Genomic DNA, 15,194 nt, shown 5'->3' on the forward strand with positions numbered 1-15,194 from the left:
GCCACACCGACGAAATGCGTAGCATTTTGGAGGTTGGCTCTGAACAGTTACTAGATATGAGTGAGAACAAAACAGAGAGAATACGTTTGTAACTTGCGTATCCTCTCTGTTTCGTTTTTCAGAGTATTATTCTTCTCAACTATTTTTCAGCACATATTACTCTGCAGCTCGCTCGATCAGCAGATTCTGGATTTCATCTCTTGTAGGCATTACGCGCAGTGCACCTTTTCTTGTTGTGATCACAGAAGCTGCCGCATTTGCAAATGTCAGCATATCTTTCAGGTTTTCTTCCTTTAAGTCTTCCATTCCATGTTCACAGATATAATGTAATACACAACCGCAGAATGTATCTCCGGCTCCTGTTGTCTCAATTGTATTTTTCTGAAGGAACGGTTTTACCTCTACAATGCTTCCATTATAGTATGCACGGCTTCCTTCTTTTCCCATAGATACAAGAATCAGCGGAATCTGATATCTTTCTCTGATCCAGTTTACACCTGCAGTATAATCCTCTTCACCTGTCAGCCACTGAATCTCATTGTCAGAGATTTTAAGAATCTGGCAATGTCCGAGACCGTATAACACCTGCTCTTTTGCCTCATCCAGTGAATTCCAAAGTGGAGGACGTAAGTTCGGGTCAAAAGAAATAATCGCACCGGACTCTTCCGCAATACGAATGGCTTCTTTTGTTGCTTCGCGCACTCCTTCATGTGTCATAGACAATGTCCCGAAATGGAAGATCTTTGTTTCTTTGATAAGTTCTTCACAAATCTCTTCTTTGTTCAGCATCATATCTGCTCCCGGATTACGATAAAATGAAAAATCTCTGTCTCCGTCCGGATAAGTATGTACCATAGCAAGTGTTGTATGGATTTCTTTATCTGTGCATAATCCGGATGCGTCGATCCCAACTTCTGTAATTGCATCTCTTAACTGCTCTCCGAAAAAGTCTTCACCTACTTTTCCGATAAATGCTGTCTTATGTCCTAACTTTGTCAGCATCGCAAGCACATTACACGGTGCTCCTCCTGGGTTTGCCTCAAAAAGAGGATTTCCCTGATTGCTCTTTCCGTTTTCTGTAAAATCAATCAATAATTCTCCAAGTGCTACTACATCATATTTTTTCATTTCCTTCTCCATTCTGCTGCCAAAGCGACAACATTTTTTCTATTCTCAACAGATTTCTATTTTTTCACACACCATCTGTACTGATAAGGATTCATCCATACCGAATTCATCTCCAGTTTTTCTCCTGTAAATAAATCTTCATATTCACCTTCCAGACAATTCAGCCAGGCATTCTGTCCATACTCCGAGAAATTAGCCAGACAGATCAGTTCTTCTCTTCCTGCTGTCCTTCTGATTGCGAAGACTGAGGAATTTCCTGTATCCCATGTAGAGATACCGGCAGTCTCTCCAAAGCAATTTTCCTCACGTCTGAATTCTTCCATCTGTTTTAAACCATTCCAGATCGCATACTGTACAGTACCTGGTTTTTTTCTCTTCTCTGCATTCTCCCACTGGAACGGACTTCGATGCAGATATCGACTGTCCGCAGCAGTATCCGGGTTTTTCTTATAATTGTAATCATTGACCTGACCGATCTCATCTCCGGATGAAAGCATCACAAAACCTTCCATGCTCATACATGCCGCATGCATCATCAGCACTCTCTGGATTCCCTGTTTCACCTGCTCAAGATCTCCTTCAAATCCACCTTTTTCGATTCCACACAGACTTGCCGTTGTTCCACAGCTTCTGGCATCTTTGGTCACCGGATCGTAATTATAGAGCTCTCCACGAGCAAAGCTGTACGGATATGTCCCCTCAAAGAAATGATATAAATATTCTTTGTGCTGAATCGGATCTATCTCCAGCTTCTTCTCCTGCTCTTCATCCAGGCCCCAGCCGATATCATCATGACAGCGAAGGTAATTGACAAAATAGCAGTTCTTCGGAAGACTGTGAATCACATCCATCTGATGCTTCAGCATTCTTGTGTCTCTTGTAGCCAGTGCTGCCCACAGATTCACCATACTGGAAACACCGTATAACATATGGCATTCCGGCTCTTGCTCTGTTCCAAAATAAACCGGAAGTTCTTTTGGCTCCATAACAACCTCGCCTTTTAAGATCACACCTGGGCAAACCATTTCAAGGATCATACGCAGCATACGGACAATACTATGAACTTGCGGAAGATTTCTGCAGTTGGTTCCCAACTCCTTCCAAATATACGGAACTGCATCAATACGGAATACTTCCACTCCCATATTAGCCAGATACAGGATATTTCCTATCATTTCATTAAATACTTTCGGATTGTGATAATTCAGATCCCACTGATAAGGATAAAATGTTGTGAGCACATGTCTGTGCATCTCTTCACACCATGTAAAGTTGCCCGGCGCAGTTTCCGGGAACACCTGCGGCATCGTCTTCTCAAACTGATCCGGAATCTCGCGTGTCTCATAACACTGATAGCGATCCATATATTCCTGTTCGCCTCTTTTGGCTCGCATCGCCCACTCATGCGTATCTGCTGTATGATTCATAACAACATCCAGACACAGACTGATTCCGCGTTTTCTCAGCTCTTTTGTCAACTTTTCCAACTCTTCGTTTGTTCCAATTTCAGGATCTACCTGTTTAAAATCCTCTACCGCATAGCCACCGTCATTATATGGATGCGGCATTTTCAGAAGCGGCATCAGATGAAGATAGGTGATCTTCTGCTCAGACAAATAATCCAAATGCTCTATCACACCGTTTAATCCCCCTGCAAATAGCTTCGGATACATCGTTATCCCAAGCATATTTCTGTTTCGATACCAATTCGGTTCTTTTTCTCTTTTATTATCTAACCGTCTAAGTTCAGCAGGTCTGTTCTGATAAGCCTCTTCCAATGACTGCATTAATTCTTCATAACATTGTTCATTATGATACAACTGCATATATTTTTCGTGCAGTTCGTTTTCATGTCTTTTTCTTCTTACTTCTATCATCAATACTATATACTCCTATACTACATAAGGGGATTCCTTAATCAGGAATCCCCTTATCATTATCCATGCATTTTCAATCTCAATGTATATTTATCATGTAACTTCTATACCAGATCATATTTCACTACATCGATTTTAGCTGCACCATCAGCAAAGAATGAAATTCCGTTTGCTTCCTGTTCTGTAAACATAACAACAGACATAACCTGCTCGCCATCATTAATAAATACTTCTGCGCTGAATCTGTCCAGAATCACACGAAGCTTTAACTCATTGGCATCTCCATTTACCAGACATCTTCTCTGATGAACCAGTGCTCGTTCGGTTCCTGAAAATTTTCTGTCAATTTTCAATACAGACTCATACGGGCGGAAGCTCAATTCTGTATGGAATTTCTCATTCTGTGCAAAACGTAATGCGAATTTCTTATATACATTTTCTTTATCTTCCGGACGTATCACGAGTTCCATGTCGATGGTTCGTCCTTCGACGCGATCTAATGTGATCGTATCATTATCTATTACTACATCGTTGTACTCAACTCTGTTTTTGCGCAGTGCATCGAGTTCTTTGATTGGAGTTTGATAAAGTCTTCCGTTCTTCACAGACAATTCTCTCGGCAGACTCATTTGCGCAAACCATTTTGAGTCATTACAACGATGAGCAAGCGTATCCCAGTTCTGCATCCAGCCGATCATAATTCTGCGGCCATCCGGTGCTTCCACTGTCTGCATTGCATAAAAATCAATTCCATAATCCACAGACTGATTGAACTGCTCTTTTAAGGTATATGTATCCTTGTCCATTTCTCCTATGATACATAAAGTGCCGTTTCCGGTATGATATTCCAAACCTTCCGGTAACATATCCTGCGGACTTGTCAGGAGAATGTGTTTTCCATCCAGTTCAAAGAAATCCGGACACTCCCACATCTTTCCGAAACGTTTCTTATTTTCTGCAAGGATACTGACAAATTCCCAGTCAAATCCATTTGCACTTCTGTAAAGAAGAATCTGTCCGCTTCCGTCTGCCGGTCTGCTTCCGATCACACAATAGAAGTTTCCGTCTTTTCCTTTCCAGATCTTTGGATCACGGAAATCCACTTTACTTGCACCTTCCGGAAGATCCTTTTCTGTCAAGACCGGATTCTTCTCATACTTCACATAATCTCTTCCGTCTCCGACAGCTACCGCCTGTGTCTGTATATCTCTTTTACTTCCATCTTCTAATGTTTCATGATCTACGGCTGTATACATAAGCAATTGTCTGCCATCATCCAACTCGATTGCGCTTCCTGAGAAACAGCCCATCTTATCGTAGTCTTCATCTGGTGCAAGAGCTGCCGGGAGATATTCCCAATGCAATAAGTCTTTACTTACCACATGCCCCCAATGCATACTGTCCCAATGTGTATCGTATGGATTATACTGATAAAATAAATGATATTCTCCCTGATAGTATGAAAATCCATTCGGATCATTCATCCAGCCTACATACGGACTCACATGAAAAGCCGGTCTGTCTTCTGCTTTTATCTGCTTTCCCTGTTCATCTTCATATTTTCTAGCCTTTTCTAACATCTCACTCATGCAAATTCTCCTGTTGTTCGTATCGTTATTTTTCTTCACTTAATGACTTCTGATACTCATCAAAGTACTTCTGTTTAATTGAAAGATAATCTGAAAGCCCATACTGTTCCATTTTCTTTAGATAGGAATCCCACTCTTTTTCAATTCCTCCATTCAGGATCCAGTCTGCTTTCTTCTGTTCTGCATATTTTTTTATATCTGTATCGTACTGAGATACTTTATTCGTATCATCAATGCTCATAAAGACATTTGGATAAACATATTTACTGTTCATATCCTGTAAATAAGTTTCATGCATATTATCCAAACGCCATTTTGCATCTTCCGGCTGTGTTACATATACATCATAGTATTCATTTAAAACTGCAAGAGGGCCATTTACCGATTGTGCCTCACGCACTTCTACCGGAGACTGTGTTCCAAGATCCATATGCTTTAGCATTTCTCCACCATCTTTGTTTGTGGACAGTTCAAAAATGTTAAAGGAGTCCTTTTCTCCATAAGTTCCCCAGTTATTCTGTGGTGATTGAAGTGGTGCATACATCTGGTCAATCCATGCAGCAGCAAGTGCTGTATTCCGACAACTTGACGTAAGAACACATCTTCCACGGTCAAATCCACTTGTTTCACTGTTGTTCTGTCTCGTGATATTTCTCATGCCATTCGGCCCCGTCAGCGCCGGTAGCATCACATAATCTTCATTGTTATCAATATTTGCAATGTCCCATGTGAAACAGAGACCGTATCGATGGTTCTTACCTTTTGCTACATAGGTAGACCACTCTTGTGTAAATGCTTCTGGGTCAACTAAATCCTCTGTCACAAGTTTATGTAACCATTCAATTCCTTCTTTATAACCTTCCTGAACAGTTGTGTAAATAACTTTTCCTTCATCCGTTACAGCGAAATGATCTCCCGTGTCTCCATAACCTTCTCCAAACCCATTCATTAGAATTGCCGGATCTTGGTCTCCGTTATTGATAATAAATGACATTGGAATCACATCACCTTCGATTGAAAATTCTTTTTCAAGTTCATCTGCATGATCACGGAATTGAATCAATACCTGTTCCAATTCATCTGTTGTTGTCGGAATCTCAAGTCCTAGATAATCCAGCCATTTTTTGTTAATATATGGAATATCTCCGATTGCCTGAATGGCTTCTTTCCCGGCTCCAAGCTGTTCAATCCAAGGGAATGAATAAATATGTCCATCTGGTGCTGTACACATTGTCCTATATTCTGGATATTTTTCAAATACTGCCTGTAAATTCGGCATATATTTATCTATCAGATTCTCTAATGGAATAATGATACCCTGCTTTGCATAACGCAATAGATCATAATCACTCATTCCTGCATTGAATAATCCGTCCGGTAGATTTCCAAATTGAGCAAGTGCCAGATTTTTCTTATCAGAAAACTGATCCGATACAAAACAAGTCCAATCAATATGAACATTCGTCTGCTCTTCCATTCTCTGAAAGATTACTCGTTCATTTGGCTCCTGTGTTGATGTAGCCGGTGCACTTGTAATAAAGGAAAGCTCTGCGGTTTCCTTCAATGGAAACTGCACTTCCGTTGCAGGTGTATCCGGGTTGATTTCAGCTTCAAGCTGCTGCTCTTTTCCACAACCTGTAACTCCCACCAGCATCGTCAGAGATAGTACAATTGCAAGTAATGCATTTACTTTTCTTTTCTTCATATCTGTATCATTCCTTTCTTATTAGCCTTTTACCGATCCAACCATAATTCCTTTGTCAAAGTACTTCTGGAAGAATGGGTACATTACTAACAGTGGTAAACTTGATACTACAATGGTTGCATATTTGAGCTGTTCTGCTATTTTTGCCATTTCCGCTGTGCTCTGAATATCGGCAATCATGCCCGGCTGTGGTGTATTCTGTACTAAGATAGAACGGAGTACTAACTGTAATGGCTGCAAATTCGCATCATTCAAATAAATCATTGCGTCGAAATAACTGTTCCACATTCCAACGAAAGACCAAAGCGCCAGTACTGCAATGATTGGCTTACATACCGGAATCATAATTTTAAAGAAATGTTGAATTTCATTCGCTCCATCAATCGCAGATGCTTCTCTTAATTCTGTTGGAATTGACTGATAATAAGTTCTTGCAAGAATCATATTCCATACATTAAATGCTCCTGGAATCAGGATTGCCCACACTGTATTAACCATATGCAATTGATTGATCAAAATGAATGTAGGAATCATTCCACCGCCAAAAAACATAGTAATTAAGAAGATAATATTAAAAACCTTTCTTCCTACAAATTCTTTTTTGGACAGTGGATACGCTGCCAACAATGTCACAAAAACAGAAATAACTGTAAATGCAAGTGAATACAGGAAGGAATTTAAAAAGCCACGCCAGATCATTTCATTCTCTAATACTCTTCGATATGCATCTAATGTCCAGTCCTTAATATTAAAACTCAATCCCTGGTTATTCAAAACAGTCGGATCCATAAAGGATGCAAGTACTACATAGATAATCGGTATTGCTATAGAAAGGACGAATAAACCAAGAATGGTAAATCCGATTCCAAGGATTACTTTGTCTGTCCTTGAATATTTTTTCTTCTTTTTTTTCTCCATCTCTTCTCCCTCTTTTCTATAATCCTTCTCCGTCATTCAGTTTCTTAACAACCTGGTTTACAAAGATCAACAAGATAACATTTACAACCGAATTGAAGAGACCTACCGCTGTCGAATATCCATAATCTCCGTTCAGAAGTCCAATACGATATACATATGTAGACAGGATTTCTGATGCCGGCAAGTTCATGTCTGTCTGTAAAGCATATGCTTTTTCAAAACCTATACTCATAATATTTCCGGCCTGTAAAATAAACTGAATTACAATAATATTTTTAATTGCCGGCAACTCTACATACCAGATCTGCTGCAGAAGATTTGCTCCATCCATGGTCGCTGCTTCTTCCAGCTCCTTGCTTGCATTTGCCAATGCTGCTGTATACATGATAGATGACCATCCTGCTGCTTGCCAGATTCCGCTTGCAATATAAATTGTTCGGAATGCAGAAGGCATTGTCATCCAGTTTGTGCTAATTCCGAGCACTTTGTTCAGCGGTCCTACAGGTGATAAAAGCATACGAACCATACCGCAAAGTACGATGACTGAAATAAAATTCGGCATATAGATCAAAAGCTGAACTTTCTTTTTAATCCCTGTCTTACGGATGCGATTTAGAAGCAATGCAAGAATAATCGGAACCGGGAACCCCCACAACAGTCCATAGATACTCAATTTTAATGTATTCATCAGATAATTCATAAAATCCGGTGAAGATAAAAATCGCCTAAAATACTCAAGTCCTACCCAGGGACTACCAAGAACTCCTTTTATTACATTGTAGTCTTCAAAAGCTATCAGGAGACCACCCATTGGGAGATACTTAAAAATAATTGTCAGTAAAAGCCCTGGCATTAGGAAGAAAAGATATAACTGCCAGTTTTTCTTCATATAAGTCATCTTTTCTCTCCACGTTCGTTTGCTTACGGACTTTGCTTGATTTTGCATTCTTTTCATGCACTTCTTCCTCCATTCCTTTAACCTTATGGAAAACCGGTTACGTAACCGGTTACTTTATAGTTTGATATTACTATATTCTTCTCTTTCTGTCAACACTTTCGCGCGATAAAATAACCGGTTACGTAACCAGTTATTTTAATGTTGCGTTTTTCCATGAAAATTGCTATACTAAAAGATATTATGAACCATCAGCCATCATATTGAAGGAGATTCAACTTTTATGAGTAAAAAACAGGTAACTTTTGCAGATATTGCGGAGTACACCAATTTTTCAAAAACTACAATATCAAGATATTTCAATCACCCGGATTCACTGACGGTTGAAAACCAGGAAAAGATTTCACAGGCTCTTGATACACTTGGATATAAAAAGAATAAGCTGGCAAAGGTTCTGGCAAATGGGAAAAGTGAATTTATCGGAATCATTGTTCCAAACCTTTATCTGCACTATTATTCTGAGATGCTGACACAATTCCTTTCCAGTTACAGTGATTATCACTATAAATTTCTTGTTTTCGCCAGTGAACATGGTGCTGAAGAAGAACAACAGTACATTGAAGAACTTCTGTCTTATCAGATTGAAGGACTGATTGTTTTAAGTCACACTCTTCCATCTGAGAAACTTGCTTCCTATCAGATTCCTGTCATCGCAATTGAACGCGAAGCAGAATATATCAGCAGTGTCAATACTGATAACTATATGGGTGCACTTCAAGCTACGTCCCTGTTGATTCGGGATAAATGTGACATATTAATTCATATAAATGTCAATGTGAATAAATCCATCCCGGCTTATGACCGAATCCGAGCCTTTCAGGCTACTTGCGAAGAATATCATATTCCATATGATATAGATCTTAGTGTAGAAGGTGATTCTTATCATGAGATTTTAAACATAATCCGAGAGATTTTCAACAAAATAGAAGCAAAATACCCCAATCAAAAAAAAGGTATCTTTCTCGCGAATGATACCTATGCAAATATGTTTCTTAATTTAATTTTCCAAAAATATGGAACATTTCCTTCTACTTATGAGATTGTTGGATTTGACAACTCTCCGATTGCCAGCGAGGCAATCCTTCCGATCACAACCATCGGCCAGCAGATTGATGTGATTGCAAAGACTGCCATGGATCTTCTTGTCCAACAGATGGACGAGCAGAAAAAGCGTGTTCCCAAACCATTAGGTGAACCTGTTCATAAACAAATTGCCCCTGTATTAATTCGTCGTAATACAACAAAATAATTTATTTTTCATGATTGAGAACGTTGCCTCCAGCGCCAGGACCTGATTACCGGTTCCGGCGCTGTCTTCTGATATCTGCAGATACTGAGTAGTAATCCGAGCAGGATATAAGATGTCAGCATACCTGATCTTCCTGTTCCAAAGAATGGACAGTAGATTCCCATATTACCGACTCCTCCCAGATTTTCTAATATAAAAACTACTGTCTGAATCAGGAACAATGCTGTACATCCTGTTCCCATCACCATACCAAGCTGGTTCTTCTGATTTAATGAAATCTTAGCAAACCGAAGGATCAGAACCGCCAGACAAAGAACCAGTAGAATACCTGCCAGTATTCCATAAGCAGCTACCACACTGGCAAGCAGATGGACACTTCCGTCTACAGATGTCAGAAGTTCTTTAAACTGCGGATTGCCATGAAATGCTGAGCTTCCGGAAATCATTTCCCGAATCACATTGACTCCTGGGAAATTTGCTGCATAATCACCGATCGATAAAATAGCCACTACACGCTCTTTCTGGTAAGCCTTGCCAAAACACCAGAGGCCTCCCGCAAGCAGAACCGGTATCAGAACGACTACTGCTCCGATTCCCGTAAGTACTGCTTTTTTACAAACCTGAAACCAGCCTTTGTGAACAGCCACCGCCAAAACCACACAATAAACCACTTCCAGTATCATTGCCCCAATCAGACTCTGACTTCTTATGATCAGAAAATAAGACGGAATGATCATCCAGAGGATTGCCTTTAAAATTCCTCGGTATCCCTGACCTCTGTAACTATATAATACAGCTGCAAACAACGGAATTGTCAGCCAGAGTAAGTCAATCAGATTCAATACAATATTTCCGAAAGGCATTCTAATATATCCTGTTAATCCATTCACTTTCGCACCGGTGACCTGCAGTCCAACTAAAAGTAAAACTTGGTATGCGATCAAGCTTGGTTTTGCATAAACCGCAATCCTCGTATAATCCATATAGCAAATACCAATCATCAGCACAAGTCCAAGCAAAAGTGCCGGCAGTTCCAGCGACGTATGCCAACTGGATGACATTCCTGTCCAGAACAATTCTTCTGTTTTTCCTGCACTCTGCTCAATACCTAAAGCAGTCTGATACATAACACTTCGTAAAAGATAGCCCGCAAGACTTAGTCCAATGATCAGCGCAATCATTCCCCACGCCATTGTCGGCCGGTGGATTCTATCCATCTCAAGCCCGACTTCTACCGGATCACCCATTTCTCGAACCGCAGCTTCTTCTGCTTCTGTCTGACTCATTCCTTCACTTAGGAATTCCTCTTTCTGATCCTCAATATGATCATTGATCTCCTGTTCTATCGTTCCTCTTGCCATCTTACAGCGAATCTGTTCTGTTAATGTATGCAAATACTCCTCTCGTCTCATCAAACATCACCCTTTCTAACAAACTGCTGCATTCAGCACATTTACTACAGCCGATGAATAAATTTTCCACTCTTCTTTCTTCTCTTCTAAAACTTTCCTCCCGGTTTTCGTAATACTGTAATACTTACGAACCTTACCTCCGACCTCTTTCTCATAAACTGTCAGATATTTCTTATCTTCCATTCCATGAAGCAATGGATATAACGTTCCCGCCTTTAATTCAAACACATTCTGGGACTTTTCTCTTAAGGTCTCGATCATCTCGTAACCATACATATCCTTTTCAGATAAAAGCTTTAATAACAACATCGTTGTGCTTCCTGATACCAGACTTCTGTCAACTGCCATAACAATTCCTCCTAATCTTCTGATTTTACGTTAACCGTACATTTCTTAACATTCTCACTGCAGAATGAAACTCATCTTACAGTAGTTCAAGAATGCCTCGGCATTCTTGCTGCGAGGTGCGCGTCATGCAATTGCATGACATACTTCTACTGCGCACCTCTGCAATCCTGCCGGAGACTATATCAGCTTGGGATTGACTCCCAGCTGATATATCGGTTATCTATATATCTTGGCTTGATTATATATCGATTATCTATATATGTCAATAAAAGAATCCACACTTCTTTACATTTTCAATATAGTAAGAGCGAACAAGTAGTAATTATGAGCGAACAATAGCAAAAAAGTCTTATTTTGTATTGTTTTTTGGATACAAAAACTATACTCTATGTGAAAAATATGTTATAATTTGTGTACACATTATGCAGTATAAATACATACTAGCCATACGATTCAAGTTTTCGAACTAATTTAGGAGGAGAATTATGACTGATTCTGTTACAAATAAGATCATTTTAAGTGCCGACAGTACCTGTGACCTGGATCAGGAACTGAAAGAACGTTATCATGTACACTATTTTCCACTCCACATCATTCTGGATGGAAAAGATTATAGGGACGGCATTGACATTACACCGGAAGAAATTTATCAGAAATATTATGATGAAAAAATCCTTCCAAAAACAGCCGCCGTCAATGTTGCGGAATATATTGAACATTTTAAACCATGGGTCGATGAAGACTATGAAGTGATCCATATCAATCTTGGCAGCTCACTTTCCAGTGCTCATCAAAACTGCTGTATTGCTGCTGAAGAGCTCGGGCATGTTCATGTGATTGACAGTTGTTCTCTCTCCACCGGAACCGGACTTCTTGTAACAGATGCCGGTCGGATGATCGAGCAGGGATTGAAAGCGGAAGACATTGCCGAAGCTCTTCGCGAACGCACAAAGCATTGTCATGCCAGCTTTATTTTGGATACGCTGACATTTCTACATGCCGGTGGGCGCTGTTCGACGGTCGCTGCTCTCGGAGCAAATGTTCTGAAATTAAAGCCATGTATTGAAGTCAGCACAGCAGATGGCAGTATGAATGTAGGAAAGAAATATCGTGGAACGCTTGATAAAGTTCTTGTAAAATATGTAAAAGACAAACTTGCTGCTTATCCGGATATCGATCCATCTCTGATCTTTATCACGCACTCAGGGATTGCCCCTGAATACATTGAACTTGTTAAGAATACGCTTGAAGAAACCATGCATTTTGATGAAATCCATATAACGAAAGCAAGCTGTACGATTTCCAGCCATTGTGGACCAAATACGCTTGGAATTTTATTCGAAACCTACTAAGGAGGAGACGCCTATGACGAATACAAAACCAGTTTTTCATGGAAGTGATATTGAGAAAATCAGTGAGTATTATCATATCGACCAAAACAGTATTACAAACTTTGCCGGAAATGTAAATCCACTCGGACTTTCCCCTTCTGTTAAGGAAGCTGTTGCGGATCATGTGGACCTCTTTTCTTCTTATCCTGACCGAGATTATAAATCACTTCGCAACACAATTGCTGAGTACTGCGATGTTCCTGCTGATTTCATCCTGCCGGGCAACGGTTCAAGCGAACTGATTTCACTTTTGATTGAAACAAGAGCACCGAAACGCACTCTGATTCTTGGTCCAACCTATTCTGAATACTCCAGAGAACTTTCTTTCTCCGGAAGTACGCAGGACTATTATCATCTTCAGGAAGCGGAAGATTTTGAATTAGATGTAGAAGATCTTTGCCGGACTTTATTAAATGGATATGATTTTCTGATTCTCTGCAATCCGAACAATCCAACTTCTTCTGCCATCTTAAAAGATGAAATGCGTGCATTGCTTTCATTCTGCGCAAACCGCGATATCTTTGTCATGATTGATGAAACGTATGTAGAATTTGCACCTTCCGTTCAGGAAGTAACCGCTGTTCCATACACAAAAGATTTCTCTAATCTCATGGTACTGCGCGGTGTGTCCAAGTTCTACGCAGCTCCGGGAATGCGTTTTGGATACGGCATTACCGGAAATAAAGAATTCTTATCTCAGATGAAAGAAAAGCAGATTCCATGGTCCTTAAACAGCCTTGGAGCATATGCCGGTGAGCAGATGTTCAAAGACACTTCCTACATCCGCCAGACACGTGCATTAATCCTAACGGAACGTGACCGGATGTTTCTTGAATTAAAAAAGATGTCTTCTTTCAAGGTTTATTTTCCATATGGAAACTTTATCCTTGTGAAGATTTTAAAACCAGAAGTAACTTCTTTCGATGTATTCGAAGCTTGTATAAAAGAAGGACTTATGATCCGTGACTGCTCTTCTTTCCAATGTCTGGATGGCGAATTTATCCGCTTCTGCATTATGAAACCTGAAGACAATAACCGGCTCTTAAAAGTATTGAAAACAATTTAATGATACCAAGGACAAAAGGTCTGAAACCACCGGTGCTTGCACAAAGGTCTTTCTTAAAAAACGGGAGAATCTGATCCAACGATTCTCCCGCTTTTCTTCTTATTCTTTCTTTTGTTTTTGTACTTCCTTGCTTTTTCTATGATTCTACAGCTGTTTTCTAACAACAAGATAATCATCTCCGTTCCGATAATATGGACATTGATAATGCTGATTTGTCATCAGACGGATGTAATCATCCTCATCCATATTCTTATCACAGAGATAACACTCATACTCCTCATCATAAATATAATAAGTGCATGTTTCACAGCTGGTTCTTGACTCTTTACTCAATTTTCTCTCTCCATTTCCCGCCCGTTGCAAGGACCTGTAGCATTGCATTCTGTTGCTGTTCGTTCTATGTGCAGCTGGCAACTCTTTTCTTAGTATCATACCATGTTTTCATAGATTGCGTCCACTTTTCTGTCTAATGCAATTACCTTAGGCGCAACTAATAGCCTGTATTTTTTGTGTTTTATTTCTTATTTTCTGTATATTTGAATTATTTTTAACTTTTTTCTGATTTTCTATTGACAAATGCCTATCTGTGAGTTAATATAGAATCAACAAAAGGAAACGAAATAAAAAAACAAAAAGGAGGACAAACCACCAGACACTTAATCCTTTCATTAGAATTAATTTTAAAGAAACAGAGGTATAGTCCAATGGGAAGGTAAATTAAATCCTTAAAAATCTAAAGAAAGAGGTACAAACCACCAGAAAGAGTAATTTAAAAAACGGAAACAATATTTAAAGAGAGAGAGGTAAAATCCAATGGGATAGTTCATTAAATCATCAAACAAATAAATTGAAAGAGGTAAATTCCAATGGGACGATAAGTTAAAATCCAAAATAGATAAAAAAGAATCGAAAGAAGGATATTCCAATGGGATAATTAAATTAAATGAAATAAAATATAAAATCACTATTTGAGATAATAGTTTCAGATAGATATCAAGTAAATAAGGAGGAATATTCCAATGGATGGAATAACAAAGTGAAGATCCACTGTATAGCGTAGGTGCATATGGTGGATTTTCTTTTGTCTCTTTTTCGTGGATATCCCGGATAATCAAATGGGATAACAAAAAGGGGCAAAGCTTTTTATGCTTCCACCCCATCACTTAAAAATGTTTAAAGTCTTAATATATAGTCTTTTTATTATCTCTTCACAAAGTACTCTTCATACCATACGAGGAACGTATAGATTGTCCATACTTTTCTCCAGTTATCAGAATTTCCTCCAACATATTCATCAAAAATCGCATTGATTGCATCCACATCAAAGAATTTCTCTGCAATATCACTGTGGAAGAGACGCTGTACGTCCTGATTGTATCTCTCATCAGCCATCCAGATACGGATTGGTACGATAAATCCTAACTTCTTACGGAATGCAATTTCTTCTGGAAGCACTTTCGCAGCTGCCGTACGGAATGCCACCTTATTCTGCTCTTCATTTACTTTAAAGGCGATCTCACACATCTGCTGCTTACCTACTGTAAGTTTTGACATTG

General features: G+C 39.4%; 13 protein-coding genes. 3 read left to right on the forward strand and 10 right to left on the reverse strand.

Translation table 11 applies throughout. From position 1 onward, the window contains the following. Positions 1-156: 156 nt before the first annotated feature. The 6 genes from LI126_RS14235 to LI126_RS14260 all read right to left on the reverse strand — a co-directional run bounded on the left by LI126_RS14235 (position 157) and on the right by LI126_RS14260 (position 8,172). Positions 157-1,128: a carbohydrate kinase family protein gene (locus LI126_RS14235; RefSeq protein ID WP_195942329.1), complete on the reverse strand. Its 972-nt coding sequence runs from the start codon at positions 1,126-1,128 to the stop codon at positions 157-159. 56 nt (positions 1,129-1,184) lie between these two features. Further along, positions 1,185-3,005, reverse strand: coding sequence for an amylosucrase (locus tag LI126_RS14240; RefSeq protein WP_055158233.1), 1,821 nt, complete (start codon positions 3,003-3,005; stop codon positions 1,185-1,187). Between the two features lie 104 nt (positions 3,006-3,109). Further along, positions 3,110-4,594 (reverse strand): glycoside hydrolase family 32 protein, encoded by a 1,485-nt coding sequence (locus LI126_RS14245; RefSeq protein ID WP_055172643.1) that lies wholly within the window; start codon positions 4,592-4,594, stop codon positions 3,110-3,112. A gap of 25 nt (positions 4,595-4,619) precedes the next feature. Then, complete coding sequence (locus LI126_RS14250; RefSeq protein WP_118187551.1) at positions 4,620-6,299, reverse strand: ABC transporter substrate-binding protein; 1,680 nt, start codon at positions 6,297-6,299, stop codon at positions 4,620-4,622. 21 nt (positions 6,300-6,320) lie between these two features. Continuing rightward, positions 6,321-7,217: a carbohydrate ABC transporter permease gene (locus LI126_RS14255; RefSeq protein ID WP_054753288.1), complete on the reverse strand. Its 897-nt coding sequence runs from the start codon at positions 7,215-7,217 to the stop codon at positions 6,321-6,323. Positions 7,218-7,233: 16 nt separating this feature from the next. Further along, positions 7,234-8,172 (reverse strand): ABC transporter permease, encoded by a 939-nt coding sequence (locus tag LI126_RS14260; RefSeq protein ID WP_020437079.1) that lies wholly within the window; start codon positions 8,170-8,172, stop codon positions 7,234-7,236. Positions 8,173-8,395: 223 nt separating this feature from the next. Between LI126_RS14260 and LI126_RS14265 the strand changes: the two genes are divergently transcribed. Further along, complete coding sequence (locus tag LI126_RS14265; RefSeq protein ID WP_015528046.1) at positions 8,396-9,421, forward strand: LacI family DNA-binding transcriptional regulator; 1,026 nt, start codon at positions 8,396-8,398, stop codon at positions 9,419-9,421. Positions 9,422-9,429: 8 nt separating this feature from the next. Here the strand turns inward: LI126_RS14265 and LI126_RS14270 are convergent, their stop codons facing one another. Together LI126_RS14270 and LI126_RS14275 are read right to left on the reverse strand one after the other, a co-directional pair. Further along, positions 9,430-10,815: a permease prefix domain 1-containing protein gene (locus LI126_RS14270; RefSeq protein ID WP_227165623.1), complete on the reverse strand. Its 1,386-nt coding sequence runs from the start codon at positions 10,813-10,815 to the stop codon at positions 9,430-9,432. Positions 10,816-10,848: 33 nt separating this feature from the next. Then, complete coding sequence (locus tag LI126_RS14275; protein WP_015528048.1) at positions 10,849-11,181, reverse strand: PadR family transcriptional regulator; 333 nt, start codon at positions 11,179-11,181, stop codon at positions 10,849-10,851. 485 nt (positions 11,182-11,666) lie between these two features. Here LI126_RS14275 and LI126_RS14280 point away from each other — a divergent pair, with 485 nt between their 5' ends. Both LI126_RS14280 and LI126_RS14285 read left to right on the forward strand, forming a co-directional pair. Continuing rightward, on the forward strand, positions 11,667-12,533 hold the full coding sequence (locus tag LI126_RS14280) for a DegV family protein (protein ID WP_227165624.1): 867 nt from the start codon (positions 11,667-11,669) through the stop codon (positions 12,531-12,533). Positions 12,534-12,546: 13 nt separating this feature from the next. Further along, positions 12,547-13,638, forward strand: a complete 1,092-nt coding sequence (locus LI126_RS14285) for a pyridoxal phosphate-dependent aminotransferase (RefSeq protein ID WP_227165625.1) — start codon at positions 12,547-12,549, stop codon at positions 13,636-13,638. A gap of 144 nt (positions 13,639-13,782) precedes the next feature. On the opposite strand, the gene LI126_RS14290 is transcribed toward LI126_RS14285, so the two are convergent. After that, positions 13,783-13,971 (reverse strand): DUF6472 family protein, encoded by a 189-nt coding sequence (locus LI126_RS14290; protein ID WP_054753175.1) that lies wholly within the window; start codon positions 13,969-13,971, stop codon positions 13,783-13,785. Positions 13,972-14,838: 867 nt separating this feature from the next. After that, the coding region (locus tag LI126_RS14295) for an asparagine synthase-related protein (RefSeq protein WP_227165626.1) at positions 14,839-15,194 on the reverse strand (356 nt) is incomplete at its 5' end.

This window comes from Mediterraneibacter sp. 210702-DFI.5.30, assembly GCF_020560115.1.
Lineage (GTDB): Bacteria > Bacillota > Clostridia > Lachnospirales > Lachnospiraceae > Mediterraneibacter > Mediterraneibacter faecis.